At 73.0% G+C, this 22,239-nt stretch carries 11 protein-coding genes; 5 read left to right on the top strand and 6 right to left on the bottom strand.

Annotated features, from left to right (window positions below):
- Positions 1-8: 8 nt before the first annotated feature.
- Entirely contained in the window at positions 9-1,520 is a 1,512-nt protein-coding gene (locus AB0B61_RS46155; protein WP_358446821.1) for an MFS transporter, read from the bottom strand.
- Positions 1,521-1,748: 228 nt separating this feature from the next.
- Here AB0B61_RS46155 and AB0B61_RS46150 point away from each other — a divergent pair, with 228 nt between their 5' ends.
- The 5 genes from AB0B61_RS46150 to AB0B61_RS46130 all read left to right on the top strand — a co-directional run bounded on the left by AB0B61_RS46150 (position 1,749) and on the right by AB0B61_RS46130 (position 6,208).
- Positions 1,749-2,120 (top strand): YciI family protein, encoded by a 372-nt coding sequence (locus tag AB0B61_RS46150; protein ID WP_358446819.1) that lies wholly within the window; start codon positions 1,749-1,751, stop codon positions 2,118-2,120.
- Entirely contained in the window at positions 2,117-3,334 is a 1,218-nt protein-coding gene (locus AB0B61_RS46145; protein WP_358446817.1) for a DUF6596 domain-containing protein, read from the top strand. The genes AB0B61_RS46150 and AB0B61_RS46145 overlap by 4 nt, the downstream gene beginning before the upstream one ends.
- Positions 3,335-3,410: 76 nt before the next feature.
- Positions 3,411-4,322, top strand: a complete 912-nt coding sequence (locus AB0B61_RS46140; protein ID WP_358446814.1) for an NAD(P)-dependent oxidoreductase — start codon at positions 3,411-3,413, stop codon at positions 4,320-4,322.
- Positions 4,319-5,242 (top strand): RNA polymerase sigma-70 factor, encoded by a 924-nt coding sequence (locus tag AB0B61_RS46135; protein WP_358446811.1) that lies wholly within the window; start codon positions 4,319-4,321, stop codon positions 5,240-5,242. The genes AB0B61_RS46140 and AB0B61_RS46135 overlap by 4 nt, the downstream gene beginning before the upstream one ends.
- Before the next feature lie 270 nt (positions 5,243-5,512).
- Entirely contained in the window at positions 5,513-6,208 is a 696-nt protein-coding gene (locus tag AB0B61_RS46130) for an NAD(P)H-binding protein (protein ID WP_358446808.1), read from the top strand.
- A 177-nt stretch (positions 6,209-6,385) separates the two neighbouring features.
- Here AB0B61_RS46130 and AB0B61_RS46125 read toward each other — a convergent pair whose 3' ends face one another.
- The 5 genes from AB0B61_RS46125 to AB0B61_RS46105 are packed head-to-tail and all read right to left on the bottom strand — an operon-like array spanning position 6,386 to position 22,229.
- Positions 6,386-8,203, bottom strand: coding sequence for a hypothetical protein (locus AB0B61_RS46125; protein ID WP_358446806.1), 1,818 nt, complete (start codon positions 8,201-8,203; stop codon positions 6,386-6,388).
- Positions 8,196-13,424, bottom strand: coding sequence for a hypothetical protein (locus tag AB0B61_RS46120; RefSeq protein WP_358446803.1), 5,229 nt, complete (start codon positions 13,422-13,424; stop codon positions 8,196-8,198). The genes AB0B61_RS46125 and AB0B61_RS46120 overlap by 8 nt, the downstream gene beginning before the upstream one ends.
- Entirely contained in the window at positions 13,421-16,504 is a 3,084-nt protein-coding gene (locus tag AB0B61_RS46115; RefSeq protein ID WP_358446800.1) for a hypothetical protein, read from the bottom strand. Before AB0B61_RS46115 ends, AB0B61_RS46120 begins: the two co-directional genes overlap by 4 nt.
- Entirely contained in the window at positions 16,501-17,685 is a 1,185-nt protein-coding gene (locus AB0B61_RS46110; protein ID WP_358446798.1) for a kelch repeat-containing protein, read from the bottom strand. The genes AB0B61_RS46115 and AB0B61_RS46110 overlap by 4 nt, the downstream gene beginning before the upstream one ends.
- Positions 17,682-22,229 carry a DUF6603 domain-containing protein gene (locus AB0B61_RS46105; RefSeq protein ID WP_358446795.1) on the bottom strand — a complete coding sequence of 1,516 codons (4,548 nt, stop codon included), beginning with the start codon at positions 22,227-22,229 and terminating at the stop codon, positions 17,682-17,684. The genes AB0B61_RS46110 and AB0B61_RS46105 overlap by 4 nt, the downstream gene beginning before the upstream one ends.
- Between the last annotated feature and the right edge of the window lie 10 nt (positions 22,230-22,239).

Here is a 22,239-nt window from a genome sequence, read left to right as displayed (position 1 = left end):
GGCCCAGGCTAACAAACTTCGTGTGACGAACTACCGCTGGCAGCGAGCCGGCTCGTAGCCGGGAAGTGCGGCCGGGTCGCCGGGCGCATGGTCAGGATCAGTACGGCCAGCCCGGCGAAGATCACCGCGGCGATGACGCCGGTGACGTGCACGCAGGCGGTGAACGCCTCCCGCGCGGCGTGCAGCAGTTCCGCGCCTTGGCCGGCGGGAAGGTGCCGGCTGGTGGCGACCGCGCCGGCCAGCGAGTCGGACGTGCCGTCCATCCGGCTGCGGTAGACCACCGCGGCCACCACACCGAGCAGCGCGAAGCCGAGCGAGCCGCCGAAGTAGTTACTGGTCTCCGACATCGACGCCGCCGAACCGGCGCGCTCCGGCGGTACGGCTCCCACGACCAGCCCCGTGCCCAGCGCGAACAGCGGCCCGGTGCCCAGCGCCAGTACGGTGATGCCGATCATCACCAGCGGCAGGGCGCTCGCCCCGCCGACGCCGACCAGCAGCAGGCCGCCCAGCGCCGACACCGCCAGCCCGCCGGCGATGGCGGTCGGCTGCTTCATCCGCCGGGCCAGCGCCGGCGCGGCCATGGTGCCGACCGCCGTGCCCAGGCCCATGGGCGCGAACAGCAGCGCCGACGCGACCGGCGAGAAGCCCAGCACGCTCTGCAGGTACTGGGTCACCAGCAGGCCCGTACCGGCCATGGCGATTCCGGCGAAGACCAGCGCGATGAGTACGGCCGTGAACGGGCGGTTGCGGAGCAGCCGCAGGTCCAGCAGCGGCGTCTCCAGCCGCAGTTGCCGGCGTACGAACAGCGCGCCGATGGCCGCGCCGACGACGAGGGCCACCGCTGGAACGACCGGCACGCTCTCGACGGGCACCTGCTTGATGCCGTACACCATCAACAGCACCGCCACGAGCGACAGCCCCACACTGGCCAGGTCCAGCCGACCGGCCCGGTCGGTGCGGAACTCGGGCAGCAGGACCGGCCCGGCGAGCAGCAGCAACGCCATCGCCGGCACGGCGACCAGGAACACCGATCCCCACCAGAAATGCTGGAGCAGGAATCCGGCGAGCACGGGCCCGAGCGCGCCGCCGGCGAACTGGCAGGTCGCCCAGATCGCGATGGCCTGCCCGCGCTGCCGTGGATCCTGGAACATGTTGGTGATCAAGGCGAGGGTGGACGGCATCAGGGTCGCGCCGGCGACGCCCAGCAGCGCACGCGCGACGATCAGCATCAGCGGGCTGACCGAGAAGGCGGCGACGACCGACAGCACCGCGAACGCCGCTCCCCCGATCATCAGCAGCCGACGGCGGCCGATCCGGTCGCCGAGCGTGCCCATCGTGATGACCAGGCCGGCCACCATGAATCCGTAGCTGTCACTGATCCACAGCTGCTGGACGTTGGTGGCGCCCAAGCCGGCGCTCAGCTGCGGGAGCGCGAGGAGCAACGCCGTCATGTCCATTGCGACGAGCAAGGTCGGCAGTACCAGGACGAGCAGTCCCAGCCATGCCCGGTTGACTCGCATATCCGAACTCCTTGTGTGTTCTGCCGACGGGTGTTCTGTCGACGTTTCGCCGGTTGGTCGGAGCGGTCGCGAGCTTCTTGACATCGCCGCGGAAAGGATCTCGCGCGGCCGAGGCGGCGAAAATTTCGCCGGTAAGTTGTGGCGAGGGGATGTCAAGACGACGGCGGCGGCTCCGACCAACCGGTCGAAGGGCCCCGGCCGGGGCTCGCGAACCACGAGGAGTACGACATGAAGTTCCTGATCAGCATGCACATCAACCCGGCCGTGCTGGACGCGCTGACCGACGAGGAGAAGGCGGCGATCGGCGACGGCCACGGCGCGTTCATCGAGGCGCTGAAGAAGTCCGGCGAGCTGATCACCACGCAGGCGCTGGTCGACCCGTCGCAGGCTGCCGTGGTGTCCGTACGCAACGGCCAGCCGGTGGTGACCGACGGCCCTTTCCTGGAGGCGAAGGAGTATCTGGGCGGCTTCTACCTGATCGACTGCGAGAACAAGGAGCGGGCGATCGAGCTGGCCACGCAGATCCCGGACACCGCGATCGAGGGGCTGGGGGTAGAGGTGCGGCAGGTGATGTTCGCTGACGGACAATTGGAGGCATGACGACATCAGCCATCGAGGACCTGCTGCGTGAGCTCACGCCGCAGGTCCTCGGCACGTTGGTACGGCGGAACGGGCAGTTCGAGGCGTGCGAGGACGCCCTGCAGGAGGCCGTCCTCGCCGCCACCGTGCAGTGGCCGGCCGAGGGGCTGCCGGACAACCCGCGCGGCTGGCTGATGACCGTCGCGTCCCGGAGGCTCATCGACCAGGTGCGCAGCGACCACGCGCGCCGCGAGCGGGAGTCGGCGACGGCCACCGAAGTGGTGCCCGAGGACGTGCCGGACACCGACGACACGCTCGTCCTGCTGTTCCTGTGCTGCCATCCGACGCTGACCGCGGCCTCCCAGACCGCCCTGACGCTGCGCGCGGTCGGCGGCCTGACGACCGCTGAGATCGCCCGCGCGTTCCTGGTGCCGGAGGCCACGATGGCGGCCAGGATCAGCCGGGCCAAGCAGCGCATCAAGGCCGCCGGCAGCTCGTTCAGCCTGCCGGAAGGCGCGGAGCGCGAGGAGCGGCTGCGGGTCGTCCTGCACGTGCTCTACCTGATCTTCAACGAGGGTTACACCGCTTCCTCGGGCAGCGAGTTGCATCGCACCGACCTCGCGCACGAGGCGATCCGGCTGGCCAGGATGGTGCACGCGCAACTGCCCGAGGACGACGAGGTGACCGGGCTGCTCGCGCTGATGCTGCTGACCGACGCCCGCCGGGAGGCACGTACGACGGCGAGCGGCGACCTGGTGCCGCTGGACGAGCAGGACCGTACGAAGTGGGACCGCGCGCTGATCGACGAGGGCACCGAGCTGGTCAAGGCGTCACTGGCCGGCCCGGCGCTGGGGCCCTACCAGTTGCAGGCCGCCATCGCCGCCACGCACGACGACGCGGCCACGGCCGCGGCGACCGACTGGGCGCAGGTGCACGCGCTGTACCTGGTCCTGGAGCGGATCGCGCCCAACCCGATGGTCACCCTCAACCGGGCCATCGCGCTCGCCGAGACCGAGGGCCCGCAGGCCGGGCTGGCCCTGCTGGCCACCTTGGACGGTGACGAGCGGATGGCCGGGCATCACCGGTTGCTGTCCGTACGGGCGCATCTGCTGGAGAAGGCGGGCGACGCGGCGGGGGCGTACGAGCACTTCCGGCTCGCCGCGAAGTCCACCGCCAGTATCGCCGAGCAACGCTACCTGGAGTCCCGGGCCGGCCGGGGGAAAATGTCGTCCTAGGCCGCATGTCACAGATGGGCGGGCTGTCTCGTCTCGGGTTCCGAAGACAAGCTCTGGAATCTGGAAGGTGATGGTCATGCGGGTGTTCGTGGCGGGCGGGGCCGGGGTGTTGGGCCGGCGGCTGGTGCCACTGCTGGTGGCGCGTGGCCACGAGGTGACGGCGACGACGACGAGCACGGCCAAGCGGGGCATGCTTGCGCAGCTGGGCGCCGAGGCGGTCGTGATGGACGGGCTGGATGCGATGTCGGTCGGCGAGGCGGTGGCCCAGGCCCGGCCGGAGGTGATCGTGCACCAGATGACGGCCATCTCCGGCAAGCCGGATATCAAGCACTTCGACCGCTGGTTCGCCACCACCAACCGGCTGCGCTCCGAGGGGACGGACCACCTGCTGGCCGCCGCCGAAGCGACCGGTGTGTCCCATGTCGTCGCGCAGAGCTATGGCTCTTGGAACGGCATCCGCGAGGGCGGATGGGTGAAGACCGAGGAGGACCCGCTGGACCCGACGAGCACGGGCAAGGGGGCGGCGGCGATCCGCCACCTTGAGGACGTGGTCGTCAAGGCCGGCGGCGCGGTCCTGCGCTACGGCGCGTTCTACGGGCCGGGCGCCACCGATGATCAGGTCGAGCTCGTGCGCAAGCGGCAGTACCCGGTCGTCGGGAACGGCGCCGGCTACAGCTCATGGGTGCATCTCGACGACGCGGCGAGCGCCACTCTCCTGGCCGTGGAGCGCAAGGTGAAGGGCGTGTTCAATATCGTCGACGACGAGCCGGCCCCGGCCCGCGAGTGGCTGCCCTACCTGGCGGCGTGCGCGGGGGCGAAGCCACCGATGCGGGTCCCGGTGTGGCTCGCCCGGCCGCTGGCCGGGAGTACGGCGGTGGCGATGATGACCCAGGGGCGTGGCTTCTCCAACGCCAAGGCCAAGCGGGAGCTCGGCTGGCAGCTGCGCTACCCCTCCTGGCGCCAGGGATTCAAGGAGGAGCTGGCATGACGCGCGCCGAGGAGTTCCTGGAGCTGCGGCCGCTGCTGTTCTCCATCGCCTACCGGATTCTGGGCAGCGTGAGCGAGGCCGAGGACGCGGTCCAGGAGACCTGGCTGCGCTACGAGGCCTCCCCGACGCAGCCCGCCTCGACCAAGGCGTTCCTGTCGGCCACGGTGTCGCGGATCGCGATCGACGTGTTGCGCTCGGCACGCGTCCGGCGGGAGGAGTACGCCGGGCAGTGGTTCCCCGAGCCGCTGCTCGCCGACCCGTACGAGGATCCGGAACGGTCGGCGGAGCTGGCCGACTCGGTGTCGATGGCGGCCCTGTTGCTGCTGGAGCGGCTCAGTCCGCTCGAACGGGCGGTCTTCGTCTTGCGGGAGGTGTTCGGGTTCGGCTTCGGCGAGGTCGCCTCGGCGGTGGGCAGGTCGGAGGCGGCCTGCCGCCAGCTCGCCGTGCGGGCGCGCCGGCACATGGACGCGGGCCGTGCCCGGTTCGAGGCCGATCGACGCGAGCGAGCGGAACTCGCCGAGCGATTCTTCGACGCCTTCCGGGAAGGGGACGTCGACGGCCTGCGGAAACTGCTCGCCGCCGACGTACAGATGATCGGCGACAGCGGAGGCAAGGCCCCGCTGTGGGGCAGGGGCGTCTTCGGCGCCGAGGGCGTGGCCCGGACGCTGGCCGCGATCGTCGCGCCGTTCGTCGGGATCGGCGGCGTGGTGGAGCCGCATGAAGTGAACGGCCAGCCGGGCGCCATCTTCCGCGACCGGGACGGCCACATCGTCAACATCCTGGCGCTCGACACCCTCGACGGGCAGATCCAGACGATCCGCGCGGTGATCAACCCCGACAAACTGCGGCACCTGGGTCCGGTGGCGGACGCCTGGGCGGTCGTTCGCGAGGCGAACCAGCAAAGGAGAGCTCAACCATGATGCTGGTAACCGGTGGCACCGGAAACCTCGGCGCCAACAGCTCGACGCGGGCGAGAAGGTACGCGTCATCATTCGCGACCCCGGCGGGTTTCCCACGCCCGGCTGGATCGGCCAGCGGCGTCCGCGACTGGAACAGGCCGTCGAAGCGTCCGGGTTGCCGTGGACCTTCGTACGGCCCGGCGCGTTCATGACCAACGACCTGGTCTGGGCAGTTCGGTTCGACTCCGGCCTGATGACGACCGCGGTCGTGACCAAGAAAGGACAGTCGTCATGCTCATCACAGTCTTCGGAGCCAACGGTCCGACCGGCCGCCTGCTCACCGGCCAGGCACTCGCCGCCGGACATCAGGTCACCGCGGTCACCCGGCAACCGGACGCGTTTCCGCTGCGCCATGATCGGCTCGAGGTAGTCAGTGCCGACGTGCTCGACGCGGCGGCCGTCGACGCCGCCGTGGCGAAGCGGGACGCGGTGCTGTCGACGCTCGGCGTGCCCGCCGGGAAGGAGCCGATCAGCACCTATTCGCGGGGTGTGACGAACATGGTCGCCGCGATGGAACGGCATCGGGTGCGCCGCCTCGCCGTGGTCAGCTCGAGCGGGGTCGCCCCGCACGCGTACTCCGATGGCGGTTTCCTGTTCAACCGAGTCGTGCTGCCGTACGTGACGCGGGTGCTCGGTAAGACGCTGTACGACGACATGCGGCGGATGGAAACGCTGGTCCGCGCCAGCGATCTCGACTGGACGATCGTGCGCCCGAGCGGGCTCTACCACTTGCCGTCGCCCACCGCCTACACGCTCGTCGAGGGCCAGGCCGACGGCAGGTTCACCGCCCGTACGGATCTGGCCGCGAGCATGCTCGCGCTGCTGGACGACGACCGCTACGTCCGTAGCACCGTGAGCGTCATCACCACCGTCGACAACCCCACCCTGCCGCAGTGGATCCGCCGCGAAGCACTCACCAAGAGCTGAGCTGGCCAACTGCGTCATTTACTCGACCGCTCAGGCCACCCCGGCCGCGGCCTACGTGGCGGCGGCCGGGGTGGTAGTGGCGGCGATCGAGGCCGCCGCGATCGCCGCGGCGGCCAGCGAACTACGCCCTCGACCACCGATGGGCGAGTGTGGCCGCTCTGTCCTGCGACCCGTAGGTCACTGGGGTGCGGTGTCGGTCAGCAGGTCGAAGGCCAGCCCGCTGGAGCGCCCGCCGCGGCCGGTGTCCCGCCGTACGGTGAGCCAGACGATCACCTGGCCGGTCCGGGTGCGGGTGCGGTTGTACGCGGCGGTCAGGCGGGTGCCCGTGAGAGGGACCTCCTCCTCGTTGATGAAGTAGGAGTTCCCGGCGTCGAACCCCTCGCGGAGCAGGGCGGTCCTGGCCGGTACGGGACTGCCGTCCACCTCGCTGGGCATCGTGGCGCGCTGCAGTTGCACGCTGCGGTTGTCACCGGGGACGTGGACCGGGATGAACGGGATCCAGTGCTCCGGGACCGAGCTCATCACCCGGTACGCGGGCGCCGCCCCAGGATCGTCGGGCGCCGCCCGAGGGTCGTCGGCCCCCGTCGGCGGGCGCAGCCGGCGGCGGAAGGCGAGGGTCTCGGCGGCGGCCTCCGCGCCGGGGCGCGGGTCGCCGGTGGGCATGCGGACGGTCTGCTCGATGCCCCACACCATGTTGGCGTTCTCGTCCCGGGCCAGCTGGACCTCTTCCAGCGCCGGGCCGTCGCTCACCTTCGGCGTTCCGGGCGGCAGCAGGAGGCCGGGCGCGTCGCCGTGGACGTACATCGACCATTTCTGCCAGTCGTGCGCGGCGCCCGCGCCGGCGGGGGTGATCCAGCGGCGGGCGCCGAACACGTCGGTCACCGCGAGCCCCTGTATCGCCGCGAACGTGCCGGTCGGCACGTCGCACGGCAGGATGTACCAGTCGTTGCTGTAGACCAGCGCGAACTCGAGGAAGATCAGCCGGGCCAGGTCGGTGCTGTCGGGGGTGACGGCGGCGAAGTTCGTACGGCCGTCCTCAACCGCCCACCAGCGCGGCAGCGGCATGCCGGTGAACCGGGCGGGCGTGGGGAACACGGTGCGGTTCAGCGCGGCGGGAGTGGCGCCGGCGCCGCCGAGCGTGTCGTCGTGGGCCGTCGAGAACGCGTGCCAGTCCAGCTCGCCGCCCGGGTACTCGGGTGCGGACAGCACCGTCTCGCCGCCGGGCCCGGCCGCGGCGACCGAGAAGCGGTGCTCCAGCCGTCGCGGATCCCAGGGGCTGACCGCGCCCGGCTGGTCGATGAGCTGGTCGAACCAGGCGATCAGGCGGGGGCCGAGGGCGTTGAGCGCGTCGCGGTCCTGCCGCCGCAGCCCGGTGATCCCGTCGGCGGCCGTTCCGCCGCCCTTGACGTTCTGGTACAGCAGGTAGCCGTCCATCCGGCGGCCGGCCACCGCCTGCGTGCCCGCCCAGACCTCCGGGTGGGCCACGCGCTGGGCGTCGGCCTCGGTGTTCGGGTCGGGGAGGGTGATGCGGTAGCGGGCGACGTACTGTTCGGCGACCTCGCGGTTGTGCTGGAGCGAGGCCCGCGCCACGAGTTTCAGCCAGCGGCGGCCCAGCGACAGCCGCAGGTCGAACGAGATCGGCTCGGTCCCGAACGCGAACGGCAGGGGCCGCCTCTCCGCCACCGTCTCCAAGGGACGCCCGGCGGGTAACGCGCCCGGCGGGCTCACCGGGTCGGTGTCGGGGCGGAAGCGGGTCAGTGGGCTGGCCACGACCGAGTACGTGGCCGTCACCGGAGAGCCGCCGTCGGTGGCGCGGAACTCGCCGAGTTGCCACTGCCGCGCCAGCAGCCACAGCGGGTCACGGACCTCGGCACGCAGCGCCCTGCCGAAGTCGGTGGTACGGGGACGCCCCTCCAGGCGGTTCCACAGGCCCACCGTCGGGAAGTCGCGATGGGCCAGCGCCGCGGGCAGGTCGGCGATACGGGGCTCACTCATGGTCGGCCTTCCATCGTGCGTTGGCGACGGCGAGATCGGTGCTGATGGTGATGGGCTGGCGGGTCGCGGACAGGAGGGTCGCGGGCAGCAGCTGGGCGTACCCGGTGCCGTCGAGCTGCGCGGGCTCCACCAGCCGTGTACGCGCCAGGTCGAACGTCTCGGTGACCGCCGCGACGAGGTCCTCGGCCCGCCACGACCCGGTGGTCACGGGCGGCACGACCAGCAGCATGCTCTGCGGCGGCTCGGAGTCGGGGCTGTCGGCGTGCACGGCGATGCCGGTCGTCTCCCGGTCGGTGGGCAGCACTTCGGTCCACTCGTCGAACAGCAGGCCGCTGGCGGGCCCGGACCCGTCGGGCGGGTCGTCGGCGTAGTGCGCGGTGAACAGCAGCCGGTCCTGGTCGATGGTGGCGCCCGACGCGAGCTCCATGGCCAGCCAGTGGTCGCCGTTCACGAGCGGCAACTGGATCGGCCGCAGCCGTGGCTCCCGGTCCTCGATGTCGTCGAGGTCGTCGTTCCTGAGCGCGTCGCTGAGCAGCGTCACCCGCTCCCACAGCCGCGGCATCTCCCGTACGCGGGCCAGGCCGTGCAGCCAGTCGTCGACGGGGAAGTCCCGGGAGATCGGCGCCCGGGTGAGGTGCTTGACCAGGTCGTCGCTGTCGTCGAACGCGTCATGCAGGTCGTCGCCGAGATCCTTCGGCAGCGTGTACTCCGGCACGACCAGCGCGTCCGGGCCGAGCAGCGCCCGCAGCGCCTCGATGGTCGCCTTCGCGCGGTCCGGCGCGGTGACGGCGTTGTCGGCGCTGGTCAGCGCGGCGGTGGCGGCGGCGAGGCGGGCGGTGATCTCCTCGCGCAGCGCCCGCGTCCTGGACAGCAGCTCCGCGCCGAACGCGACGACCTTGTCCAGCACCGGGGTCAGGTCCAGTCCGGCCGGGTCGAGCCCGGTCAGCGGCAGCAGGTCGCCGACCTCCTCCAGCAGCTCGCTCAGCTTCGTATGGTCGGTCCTGGCGACGTCCTCCAGATCGTCCTGGCGCCGGGCGAAGATGTCGCGCTGGCGCCCGATGGCGTCGCGGAACCGGTCGGGCCGGTCCGGCGGGTCGGGGTCGGGCGCGGTCGTGAGCAGCGGCTCCACCTCGTGCAACCTGCGGAAACGCTCGTCGTCCGGGGTGCGCCGGGGCAGCGCGTCGTAGGCGGCGAGCAGCGCGTCGGCCTTGGCGAGCGTGCGGCCCATCCGGGCCGCCGTCACGGCCGCGGCCGCCAGCACCTCGGAGAACACGCCGCGCCGCCAGGCGGTCACCTCGCCCCAGCCGCTGCGCACCATGCCGAACCCCGCCGCGGTGGTGACCAGCCGGGCGTAGCGGGTCAGCAGCGTGTCGATGTCCTCCACGATGTCGTCGCGCCGCGGCTGCGCGGGGGCGGGCGGGTACAGCCGGACGAGGTCGCCCAGCAGGTCGTCCACGTCGTCGCCGAGGTCGTCGAGCGACTCGCGGACCGCGACCGGGCGCTGCCGGGGCACCGACACGGCGTCGTCCAGCGTACGGTCGAGCGTGACGGGGCCGGAGGCGGGCACCAGGTCGGTCGGCTTGAGCGGCCGGCCCGTGGTCAGCAGCGTGCGCAGCGCGGTGATCAGCGGCGACAGCTCGAAGAAGGTGATCTTGCCGTCGATGCGGTCGGTGTAGCGGATGGTGAGCTCGGCGTCCGGGCGCGGGTCCTCCCTTTTCACGACGACGCCGATGATCCGGTCGTCCAGGTCGGTCATCGCCGCCTGGTCGGTGGGCCGTACCGTCCACAGCAGGTCGATCGGGGCGAGGTCGACGTCGTCCTGGGTGACCACGCTCTCGTGGGCGTGGCCGTTGACCGGGTCGGTCCAGGTGACGCGCGCGGCGACGGATTCGTCCCGCGGCAGCAGGCTCGGCAGCCAGTCGTCCACGGCCGGTTCCGCCTGCGCGCGGGGGGTGTCGTCGTTGCCGGGGTGCAGTCCGGCCTTCAGCCGCAGCCCGAACCGGTGGGTGAGCGTGGTGCCGCTGCGCGGCGACCTGACCACCTCGGGCTCGGGCGGCAGCCCTTCCTTGGCGTAGGCGTCGAGGGTGGCGGAGGCGCGCTCGGGGTTGCCGCCCAGCGCCTGGTGCGTGGCCTCGGCGACGGCGAGGTCGGCGACCGCGTCGTTGGCGGCCAGCAGCCGGTCGGCCTCCTCGCTGATCGCCTGGGTCTGATCGGGGTTCGCCTCCGGCAGACCTTTCAGACCGAAGGGGTACGTGCGCGACGCGCCGCTCCTGGTCAGATGGCGGGCCAGGGCCAGGCCGTCGATCACGTTGCGCGCCTCGACCTGCCCGATCTCGCCGGGCTTGTCCTGATCTGCGGCCACGGACTGCGGGATCTTGCCCGACCGCAGCGGGAAGGCCAGCCTGAGCCCCCCGATGAACTTGTCCACCTCGGTCCCGTGGCCGCTCCGGTCGTGCAGGCCGCGCTCGAAGCGGTAGCCCAGCATCGCGCCGAGCGACTGGCCGCGCCGCATCCCGTCGAGGATCGACAGCGCGAGCCTGACCCGGTCCGCGCCGAGGTTGACCGCGAAGGGGCCCGGGTTCTGCCGGTCGGCGTTGGCGACGTACCCGGCTCGCAGGACGGCCGCCGTACGGGCGTGGCCGGGCGACGGCGCGTGCACGAAGCCCTCGTTCTCCGGGTCGTGCAGCAGCGGCTGGGCTCCGGCGAACACCGTCGCCAGCGGGCCGGTCAGGGGGACGGGTTCCAGCCGGTCGATGGCATGCGGCCGGACGTTCTCCAGGTAGCCGTACGCCCCCAGGTGCAGGCCGGGCCGTACGGTGCCGTCGGGCGCGAACCGCAGTTCGGCGAGCCGTTCGGTGGCCAGGCCCAGCCGCCACGCGTCCAGCCGGTACGTGGCCAGGTCGAGGTGCTCGGCCAGCAGCCGTTCCAGGCGGGCGGTCGGCAGGGTGGCCATGACGTCCAGCGCGCGGGCCTGGTCGGCGAGCGCCGCCGTCGGGCCCGGCTGGTCCGGCGCCTGCTTGCTCAGCGCCGACGGGATGAAGTTGACCAGCAGTTGATCAGGGCTGCCCGTGACCAGCGGGGCGGGCGAGTACAGCAGCCGGAAGCGGCTCTCGCTGGTCGCGTCCTCACCAGGGCCGGGCAGGTGCACGTGGATGAACGGCGGGTCGACCGGCGGCCCGGCGGACTGGCCGGCCGCGGCCGTGAGCGCGCGGGCCGCCTCGTCCCAGCCGAGCAGGATCGCGTGCCGCAGCAGCAGGTACAGCAGCGTCGCCGGACGCTGCCCCTCCGCGAAGCCCGACTCCAGCCGGATGCCGTTCAGGTTGGTACGCGTCAGCGCGGCCAGCCAGGTCAGATAGTCGCGCCCGTCGGTGGTGTACGGCCGGATGCGGGCGCTCTCCGACAGCGGCCGGTCGTCCACCAGCGGCGCCAGCATCGGCTGGTGGAAGTCGGTGAACAGCCGCCGCAGCAGGTCAGGGTCCCGGCCGGGGCCGGTGTCCGCGCCGAACCGGCTGAGCAGGGCGCGCACCGGGGCGGCCAGCCCGAACTGCTCCACCGTGGAAACGACGGTGCCGCCGAGCCCGGCGAGGTTCTCCCGGTTGAACAGGTCCTCGAGGCTCTGCGCGTACCGCTGGTGGTACTCGGCCGACGTCGGGTGCAGCGCGACCAGGTCGAGCAGGTGCTGGTGCGCGTCGCTCGCGCCGTCGCCCAGGTGCGGCACCTGAGCGGCGGCGGCGGCCCAGTCCTTGCCCGCCTCGGTGAGGACCCGGTTGAGCGCCCGCCGGTGCCCCGCGGAGTCCGGGAAGGCGAGCCGGGAGAAGGCGGTGGTGGGCAGGATCCCGTACGGCTGCCGCCCGATCTTCACCACGGGCAGCGGGCCACGGCCGGAGACGTACTTCTGGAAGAAGTCGCGGGTCTTGGCGACCGCGTCCGGGCCGAGCAGCGGGTGCAGCGCCGTCTGCAGGAAGGAGCCCCACGTCGCCGGCCACAGCGCGGTGTTGGCCGCGCGGGCGTCGCGCTGGTCCGTTCCGTCCGCGTTCGGCATGCCGGACAGGACGCCGGGGTCGATGCCGAGCAGGTCGGTGAGCTGCCTGCCGTCCGTCCTCGTCGTCCAGTCCTGCGCCGCCGCGGCGGCGAGCCCGCTGGAGGAGCGCAGCGCCGCGGCGGCCTCGTCCTCCTCATCCTGACCGGCCGGCCGGACCTCGGAGTTGTTGGTCGGCGTGCCCTGCGGCAGCAGGACGAACCCGTCCGGGCCGCGCAGGTGGCGCTTGATCAGCTCGGTGAGGTCGGCGGCCGTCTTCGTGGGCGCCGCCTGCTCGCGCAGGCCCAGCACGACGAGCCGTTCCACCCCGCCGCGGATCTCGTCGGTGAGCGGGATCCGCACGCCCATGCCGACGGCCACGGCCCGGTCGAAGTCGACGAGCCAGCGCAGCGCGTCCGGCACGTGCAGGACGCCGGTCTGCTCGTTGACGGAGATCTGGTCGCCGGAGCCCGGGTCCGGGCTCACCGCGAGCGTGGCCGGCACCGTGGCGCCGGTCACCGACACCACCTGGCGGGTGCCGTTGAACCCGAGTACCTGGAACCGGTCGGGCAGCAGACCGGCCTTGGCGCCCTGCGTCCAGGCGTCCGTCGCCGTCGTGCCGGAAGCGGGCGGCTTCAGCACCAGGAACGCGACCAGCACGTTGTCGGTCGGGCTCGTCAGCGCGCCGTCCAGCCCGAACGGCCGGTTGGCGCGGATGGTGTTCGCCCTGGCGGTTCCGACTGAGGCGAGCAGCGCGGCGTCGGCCTGGCGCAACCGCAGCCGGTCGCCGTGCGCCCGCCACACCGCGCTCCAATAGACGATCGACGGCTGCCGGTTGTTGGCGGCCGGAGCCGCGGCGGACCGGATGGCCAGCACCACAGCGTCGTCGGCCGCCCCGGTGGGCTCTTCGGCCGGGTTCTCCGGGGTACGGCCCCGCAGCAGCCACGCCGCGCGGCCCGCCGGTATCCGGGTGGCCAGCTCCTGCCAGGCGGCCTGAAGCCGTGCGGCCCGGCCGCCGGCCGCCCAGCGGGCCGTCCAGTACGCGTCGATCGCGGTGATCTCGGCGTCGGTGGGCTTGGACTCGAATTTGTCCACGGCCCACTCGTCCGGAAAGACCCGGACCAGCAGTTCCGTGGCGGTGAAGCGGGTCTCGACCCGCACCGGCGCGAGCAGAACCGGGAACGCGTCGCTGAGCGCGGTCATCGGGGCACCATTTCCTGAGCGTGAACGGCGACCATGACGGGCACCTGGAGGAGGATGTAGGCGAGGTCGGCCGAACCCAGCCCGCTGGACCACAGCGGCAGGTTCTCGTCCTCGCCGTGCTGGTCGAGCTTGCCCGCGTCGTCGGATCCGTCCAGCCCGGCAAGCGGCACGGTGACGGCGGGGTCGAGCGTGAGGAACCCGTGTCCTGCGGGGTCGACGTCGCTCCAGGTCAGGTCGTTCCAGACCTCGATGGGTCCGGCGGGCGCGCCGGGGTCCCGGTCGTCCAGGCCGAAGCGGGGGTCGCCCGGACGTTCCTTCAGCACGAAGAACCAGCCGGGGTCGTCGGGACCGCCGATCGCCTGGTCTGCGGTGAGGCCGAACCCGATCAGGTAGATGTCCGGGTCCACGGTGGCCTCGAAGCGGGGAAGCTGGATCTGCTCGGTCGTCGGCTGAGCGGTGATCGTGACCAGGCGGCGCTGCTGCGACTTGTCGGGCAGGCCGTCAGGGCCGGGCGGCCATTCGGCCCGGTGCGCGTAGATGGCGGTGGTCGGGTACTTCTTGAGCAGTTCGCCCCTGACGACCAGCACGATCCCGTCGTGCGGGTTGGAGTTCTCCCCGAGCCTGGCCGTCAGCGGCCAGCGGTGCATCGGCGGGATGTCGTAGTCGCGCTCCCGGCGGTCCGCGGGCGACACCCCGGGCTCCGGCAGGGCGGTGACGGGGTCCCAGAACTGGCGGAACGGGGTGCCGCGCTGGTCGGTCGGGAACTCCCGCCACAGCATCTCGCGGGCCATCTCGTGGTTGAGCCCGGCCATGTACGACTCGATGAACTCGTGGTTGTTGTCCAGAAGCGTCAATGTGTTCTGCGGCAGCAAGTTCAGGTGCGGTACGAACGCGTCGACCCCCAGGCCGAGCAGCGCCCGGAACATCGGCGTGTCGAACACCGGGTACGCCATGGCCTCGGTGAACGCCTCCGCGAACGGCCGCAGGCGCTCCGGGAGGCTGACGGAGCCGTCCAGCAGCGCGCGTGGCACGGTCGTGTCGGAGCGCAGGCCGGTGAGCGTGGCCGTCGTGGTGGTGCCCAGGTCGAGCGGGACCGGCGGCGGGGTCTGACCGACCGCCACCCCGGCGTCGATCGCCTGGTGCAGCTCGCGTAGCGCGATCTTGAACCGGGTCGCCTCGGCGCTGTCGGCGGTGCCGGGGTGCGGGGTGACCGGATCGCCGGGCGAGCGGAGCACGAAGTCGGGGCTGTGCGCGAGGACGTCGACCGGGTCCGTGCCGGGCGGCCGGTCGGGGTGGAGCGCGGCGTTGACGTCGGCCGGGGTGACCAGCGCGCCGGGCGTGATCTTGACGGGTACGGCGACGACCGGGTTGACCGCGTCGTCCATGCGGAACAGCAGGGCGTCCGGCCGCGGGCCCTCGGCGAAGTCCAGCGAGCGGATCAGCCGCGAGCCGGGGCGGATGATCCGCCGCATGGCGGGCGAGACGGGCGCGGCGGCGACCCGGCTTCCGGCCACGTGGAACCCGACGGCGACCTCGCTGTCCTGCCCGGCCACCAGCGAGTTCGCGGCGGTGACGGGGGTGGTGACCCGGGAGTGGGCGGGGGCGGTGAGGGTGAGCGCGCGTCCCGAAGGCGCGGCGGCCGCCGCGGTCCGCGCCGTGCCCGCCGGCAGTTCGAGGTGGCGGGTCTGGAGCGCGTGGCCGACCTCGCGGGCCAGCTGGGCGGCCCGGATCCGGCCGTTGGCCGCCAGCACGTCGCCGACCTGCGCCCACGCGGCCGCCATCAGCTCCTCGTCGTGGTCCCTCACCACCTGCGCGCCGAGGTTGGCGGCGACGCGGAAGCGCGGGTCCAGGTTCAGCCGGTGCACCCAGTTGTGGTTGTCCTGCGTGGACACCGGTGTGCCGTCCCGGTCGTACAGCAGGCGCGAGGTGCGCGCGTGCCACCGGCCGTACAGCGGCGGCGTGAGGAACGGGTCCGGTCCCGACGTCGGCTGCTGGAAGTCGTCGGCCCGGTTGATGAGCCGGGCCAGCTCCTGCTCGAACGGGTGCGGGTAGAGCGGGGACGGCGACGGCGGGTCGGCGAAGTGGTCCCAGTTCTCCCTCGGATCGACGCTCTCCGGCACGCGTAACGCGCCGCCGAGCGGCAGCACGCCGCCCTGGTCGGGGATGCCGGGCAGGTCGAAGCCGGGGCCGGCGTGCACGTCGATCTCCCGGACGCCCACCCGGGCGTCGGCTCGGCGGGGCTGCAACTGGCGTACGAGGAACTCGAAGTCTCCGGCCGTACCGGTGCGGAACGCCCAGCGGTGGTAGTACGGCATGCGGTTGCCGACCGGGCGGTTGGCGTAGGGCGGGCCCCAGCTCGAGTACAGCGCGCCCGGCGCTCCGGCCGGGTCGAAGCCGAGTCCGGCCAGGCGCCCGGTCTCGAAGGCCGGCACCAGGAACGCCTCGTACGCGGTCTCGGGCCGCAGGTGGCGCGGGCAGATCAGCCGCGAGCAGGCGCTGTCGGGGTCGGTGGTCAGCACCGTGTCCAGGGCGGCCAGCGGGCCGGCCGTGCTGTCGGTGACGACCGGGCCCGCGAGCGAGCCGTTCACGTGGACATGCGCCCAGGCGCCGAGCTGGTCGGCGGGCGGCATCACATGGACCGGGTCGATGATGTCGATGGCGGGTAGCGGGTCCGTGCCGGGGGCCTCGGCGAACTCGGTGCCGACGGCCAGCACCACCAGGGCGAGCCACGGGGTGAGGCGCGCGGTCGACGGGCCGGACGGCGCGGGGCTGTAGCGCCAGGCGAAGTCCTCCTCCACGAACTCGATGTGCGCGAGGAAGTTCGGCTCCACGTTGGCGGTGCCCGGCCGCGGCTCGGTCCGCGAGATCGCGCGCGGGTCCACGCCGACCACGTCGCCCGGCCCGTACAACTGCACGGGACGCCCGGCGTCGTGGGTGATCGTGCCGCCGTCGAGCCCCTCGCCGGAGACGTTGAGCGGGATCTGGACGCTGGCCCGCGCGGCCGTGCCCGGGTCCGCCGTGATCCGGGTGTTGATCCCGGCCCGCAACCACGGCAGGAAGGTGTAGGCGTTGGCGGTCACGAGGTCTCCCCGAACACCTCGGAGGTCGCGGTCAGCTCGACGGCGGCCGGGCCGGCGGCGGCCAGCCCGGAGCGGGCGACGCCGCCCGCGACCAGCACCCTGTCGTCGGCCAGCACGACGGCCGCGAACGACCAGCGGCCCGTCACCAGGCCCGGCACGGACGCCCACGCGTCACCGGTGACGTCGTAGGCCAGCACGCTGCGGAAGCCGGACTCGTCGCGGTCGCCCGCCGCGCCGCCCGCCACCATGACCTGGCCGCCGGGTAGCAGGACGGCGCGGTGCAGCGCGCGCCCTGAGGGCATCGCGGTCACCTCTGCCCACTTGCCGGTGTTCAGGTCGAACACTTCGGCCGTGCGCCGGCTGAACGGGTCGTACGGCGCGGTGCCCGGCGAGCCCGGCGCGGTGCCGCCGGTGATGAGCACGCTGGTGTCCGACAGCCGGACCGCGCGGTGGTGCCTGCGGGCGCTGATCAGGCTGCCGGTGGGCGTCCACTTGTCGCGTGCCTGGTCGTACAGCTCGCAGAACGCCAGCGCCGGGTCCTCAGGGGCGCCGACCGGCGCGGTGCCGCCCGCGACCAGGACCATTCCGCCGTGCAGCGGTACGGCCGTATGGGCGGTGCGCGCGTCGCTCATGGAGCCCGCGGAGCGCCACTTCTCCTTGCCGGGGTCGAACCGCTCGGCCGAGCGCAGCGCGACCGTGCCGCCCGAGGGGCGTGACGCGCTGCCGCCGGCGATCAGGACGCTGCCGTCCTCCAGCAGGGTCGCGCTGTGTCCCCAGCGGGGGGTGATGAGGCCGCCGGTCGGGGTCCAGTGTCCCGTCGCCGGGTTGTACAGCTCGGCGGAGCCCTGTTCCGTGCTGCCGTTCAGGCCGCCGACGGCGAGGACGCGGCCGTCGGCCAGGCGGGTGAGCGAGTGCAGGCGCCGGGGCGTGCCCATCGGGTCGGCCCGGTCCCAGGTGTCGTGGTCGGTGCCCTGCTTCTTGCCGAACAGGGCCGCGTCGGCGAGCGAGCCGCCTGCCGCGTCGGCGCCGCCGGCCACCAGCACGGTGCCGTCGGCGAGCAGCACAGGCCCGTCGTGCTGGCCGTGCCAGGCGGCCGGGGTGGGCAGGTCGCCTGCGGTTTTCCAGGTTCCGGCGGGTGGCTCGGTGGCTTTGGGCATGATGGTCATTCCTTCGTTGGTCATGGGATCAGCACCTCGCCGGTGCCTGTGGGGTCGGTGCCGGCCACGCCCGCGGCGGCCAGCACCCGGTCGTCGGGCAGTTCGGCGACGGCGTGGGCGCTACGGCCCAGGAGCAGGCCGCCCAGCGTGCGCCAGGTCCCGGACCGGGGGTCGTAGGAGAGGACGGACCGGAAGCCGGCGTTCCGTTCGGGCGCGCCGGTGCCGCCGGTCACCAGCACCTCGCCGGAGCGCAGCGGGATCGCGCGGTGGCCGGAGCGGCCGCCGTCCGGCATCGGCCGCGCGGTGCTCCAGACCTCGCTGACCGGGTCGTACAGCTCGGCGCTCGCGAGGCTGTGCGGGTCCAGCGTGCCGTCGGCGGCCACGACAGGGTCGCCGCCGGTCACCAGCACCCGGTGGTCGGTGAGCAGGACGGCCTGGTGCCCGGCCCGCGCCGTGCCGAGGCTGCCGGTGGTGCTCCACTGCCCGCCGGCCGGGTCGAACACCTCGCAGTAGGCCAGCGGCTCGGCGCGGCCCGCGCCGGTGGGCAGCAGGCCGCCGGTGACCAGGACCCGGCCGTCGTCCAGCAGGACCGCCTGGTGGCCGGTGCGGGCGCTGCTCAGCGTTCCCGTGGTGGTCCACGTGGCGGTCGCCGGGTCGTACAGTTCGGCGGAGGCGAGCGCGCCGTCCTCCTGCCCGTCCCGCGCGCCGCTGCCGCCGGCCACCAGCACCCGGCCGTCGCCCAGCACCGTGGCCGAGTGCCCGTGGCGGGCGACGGCCATGCCGGCAGCCGGGGTCCACCGGCCCGCGGCCGAGTCGAAGAGCTCGGTGGACGCGAGCGGCGCGTGCCCGCCCCCCTGCCCGCCTGTGACGAGCACGCGGCCGTCCTGCAGGCGCGTGGTGGCGTGCCGCCTGCGCGCGGCCCCGAGCGCGGATCCGGTGGACCACGAGTCGCCCGCCGGATCGAACAACTGGGTGACCGGTACGGGCGAGCCGTCGGGCGCGGTGCCCCCGGCGATCAGGACGCGGCCGTTCTGCAGCGGCACGAGATCCACCTCGGACACCGGTGCGGGCAGCACGCCCGCGGGCGACCAGGTGCCGGGCACGCCCGGCGTGACGGCCGCCTCGGCCGCCGGAATCACGTGCAGCTGCCCTGCCAGATTCGGGTCGAGCGTCACGAATCCGGCGAGCGCGTCCTCGGCCGTCGCGCGGCTGCGGAACGTCGAGGGCACCCGGCGCGTGGTCGTGCCCGGCCGGCTCGGCGGGAAGGCCTGGCGGTTGCTCTTCACGTACGCGACCACGAACCGCTGCTCGTCGATCCGCACGGTGTCCTCGGCCAGGAACGGCTGCCGCTGCCTGGCCTGCCTGGCCGACAGTCCCGAACGGCTGGTGCTCGAACCGCGCAGCAGTTCGTCGAACACCGGCTCGCTGACGCTGTGGAAGCGCTGCACAGGCGCGCCGGCCGCGGCTGCGAGCGCGACTCCGGCCGGCTGCGCGGCAGCGCTGTCGATCAGGTGCAGTTCAAAGCGGACCGCGCGGCGCACGACTCGGGCGGTCGCGAGATCGCCCTGGTCGGAGGTGAGTTCCAGCCCGGCGTCCTGCGTCTCGAACGAGGGCCGCGACAGCTTGGCCGCGTCGGACATCTTCTGGAACTGGGCCATCGCGAACTTCTCGCCGGTGACCGACTTCTCGACGAATCCGCCGTTCTGCGGCGTGGTGAGGCTGAAGCGCCGCCCGTCGGTGATCGGCTGCCCGCCGATCTGGTCCACCCGGACGCCCAGCGGCAGCGCCCGCTGCCGGACGACGAGCGTGCCGAGCGGGTGCAGCACCAGGTCGTCGCCCGCCGGGAGGCTGCGCAGGGAGACCAGCGTACGGACGCCGCCGCCCGGCAGCCGGGTCTCCCAGCTCTCGTTCTTGGCGATCTCCGAGACCAGCAGCGGCAGCCCGAGAACCGTCGGCACGAACAGCGCCAGCTCCTCGCCGAAGGAGAAGTCGAAGTCGGCGGAGATGGAGAAGAACAGGAAGCCGATCGAGCCGCGCCCGTGCACCCGCCACGGCGCCGGGCCCTCCAGCGTGAGGTCCAGGCTGAGGCTGAACACGCCGACCCCGAACGCCTTGAGCGAGACGTGCCCCGAGCTGTGCGCCTTGTAGCGGAACGGGTCGCGGTTGATCAGCCCGTCGAGGGTGAGATGGCCCTCGACCCCGAACGAGCTGAACCCCAGCCGCACCTCGACACCGCCGCCGAACTGCACGGTGTTGGGGGTGAGCGCGAAGTAGCCGGTCACCCGGATGAGCTGCTTGCCCCGGTTGAGCAGGTCCACCGCGAGCCGAGCCGGCGTGGGGAAGGGCAGCGGCGGCGGCCGGAAACCGGGATGGAAGCCGCCGATGGTCACGATCAGCTCGCGGTCGCCGCTCCAGGCCACCAGCAGGCCCATCCCGCCCTCGACGGTCATCCCCACGATGCGCGACTCGACGAGCTTGGCGAAGAACCACAGCCGTCCCTTGTCTCGCTCCAGCGCGCCGAGGAACTGGGCCTGCAGGAGCAGCAGCGGGTCCTCGGGAGAGGGCAGCGCGGCCCGTACGACGCCGAGGATCGCGATGTTGCCCGGCACCTCGATGATCAGGCCGACCGAGGCGGTGATGAGGGGCGGAGTGCCCCACCCGATCTTGGCCATCGGGCCGATGAGGAACGTTCCCTGCTGGGCGGGGAAGAACCGGCCGAGGTCGGACAGGATCCGCGGCGCGTTCGCGACCACGTCCTTCGGGAACGCGACCGACTCGATCGCCCCGGTCCGCACGCCCTCGATCAGCGCCTGCAGGTCCATCCTCCGGTTGAGTCCCAGAAGCCCGCCGACGGCCAGCAGCGTGAATCCGGCGCCGAGCTGGATGCCGGAGGGGAACTCCGCGGTGAGCACGATGAGCAGCGAGAAGCCCGGTGAGCCGTCCGGCTGGCGGGTGGTGATGAGCCCGATGCCCTTGACCGCGATGAGGTCGACGATCTCCAGTTCCAGCGCGCCCGCGTACTCGCCGCGGTCGGGGTCGAAGGACAGGAACCCGCCGCCGGACGCGCCGCTCGCGTTGATCTTCAGCCCGACCCCGGTGGGCGGCTTGAAGCCGACGTCGAGGCCGAGGGCGCCGTCCTCGCGCGACAGCTTGATCACCGCTCCCATCCTGTCGGCCACGGCCGCGATCGGGCCGAGCTGGGCGCCGACCGTGCCCGACACCTCCAGGGCGACCCCGTCGTCGGTCAGGCGCAGGCCGAGGTGGAGCGAGCGGATCTCCACCGGGCCGATCTGGAGGTCGACAGGGATGTCGGCCTCGACCCCGCCCGTGCCGCGGAAGCGCAGCCCGGTCGCGCTCGACCAGGACAGTCCCACGTCGGCGTCGAGCTCGATGGAGCCGAACGGCAGGATCGTCCCGAGGAAGCCGTCCGCGTCCGCCAGGTTCAGCACGATCTTGCCGCCCTCGACGGCGGCCTCCAGCACCAGCTCGCCCTCGGCGCGGCCGGCGGCGGCGTTCCAGTCGAGGTCCGCCCCGCCCGTGATGCGCAGGGAGCGCGCCTCGACCCGGGAGCTGCCCGCGGTGCCGAGGACGACCAGCGGTGGGCCGCCGGCGGCGGGCGGCGCCTGGACGCCGAACCGCACCGAGCCGCGCACCTCTCCGGACGGCGGCACGACCCGCAGGTCGGCGGGCGGCAGCAGCTCGACGGCCGCCCCCGCCTCCATCGCCGCGTCGGCCGTCGCGACCAGCGCCACGGAGTCGTTGACCGGCACGATGAGCTCGAGATGGTCCTTGGCGTCGAGCCGCAACGTGGCCGCCACGCCAGGGATCTGGTCATCGGTCCTGCCGATGTCCACGCCGGCGACCCGCAGGAACGGCGGCGGCCCCGGCTGCGGGAAGGCGAAGTGCGACACCGTGGTGAGGAAGATCGACAGGCGCTGGAGCAGCAGGTCCCAGTCGAAGTCCGGGCCGCCCCAGCGGTAGAGCTCGGTCAGGGTGGCGACGGGGTCGCGCAGGAAGCCGCTCAGCCGGTCCAGGCGCAGCACCCGGCGCACGTGCGTGGGCGCCGCGGGGGTCGCGGCGATCGGCGTCGACTCCAGGACGCCGATCAGCTCCAGGACGTTCGCCACGATCGGCTTCCTGTCCTGGAGGTAGGTGATCAGCGCGAAGCCGAACAGCCGCTCCGCCAGCTCACCGGCGAACGCCTCCACCTCGGCCCGGTTCGGCCCGGCCGCCGCCGCGGCCGCCCGGATCGCGCCGGCCACCACGCCGACCGCGTCGGCCACGGCCGTGACCAGCTTGCTGATCGCGGCCACGCTCTCCGCGATCCGGTCCACGTCCTCGGCCTCGATCGCCGCGGCCAGGTCGGACAGCGAGCGGGGCAGTCCGCTCAGCGCCGTGGCGGCGCCTTCCACGGCGTTGCGTACGGGTTGCGCGGCCAGCACGACGCCGGGCGCCGGCAGGCCGATCTCGGCGAACAGCAGCGGGATCTCGTCACCGCGCAGCCGCTGCTCCAAAGGGGCGAACGCCTTGCCCACCTCGAGCATCAGGGATTCGACGGACAATGCCATCGCGGGATAC

It is taken from the genome of Nonomuraea sp. NPDC049158, assembly GCF_040648335.1.
Taxonomy (GTDB): domain Bacteria; phylum Actinomycetota; class Actinomycetes; order Streptosporangiales; family Streptosporangiaceae; genus Nonomuraea.
Note: the sequence above shows the minus strand (reverse complement) of the source record. Positions and strands in the feature narration are given on the sequence as shown.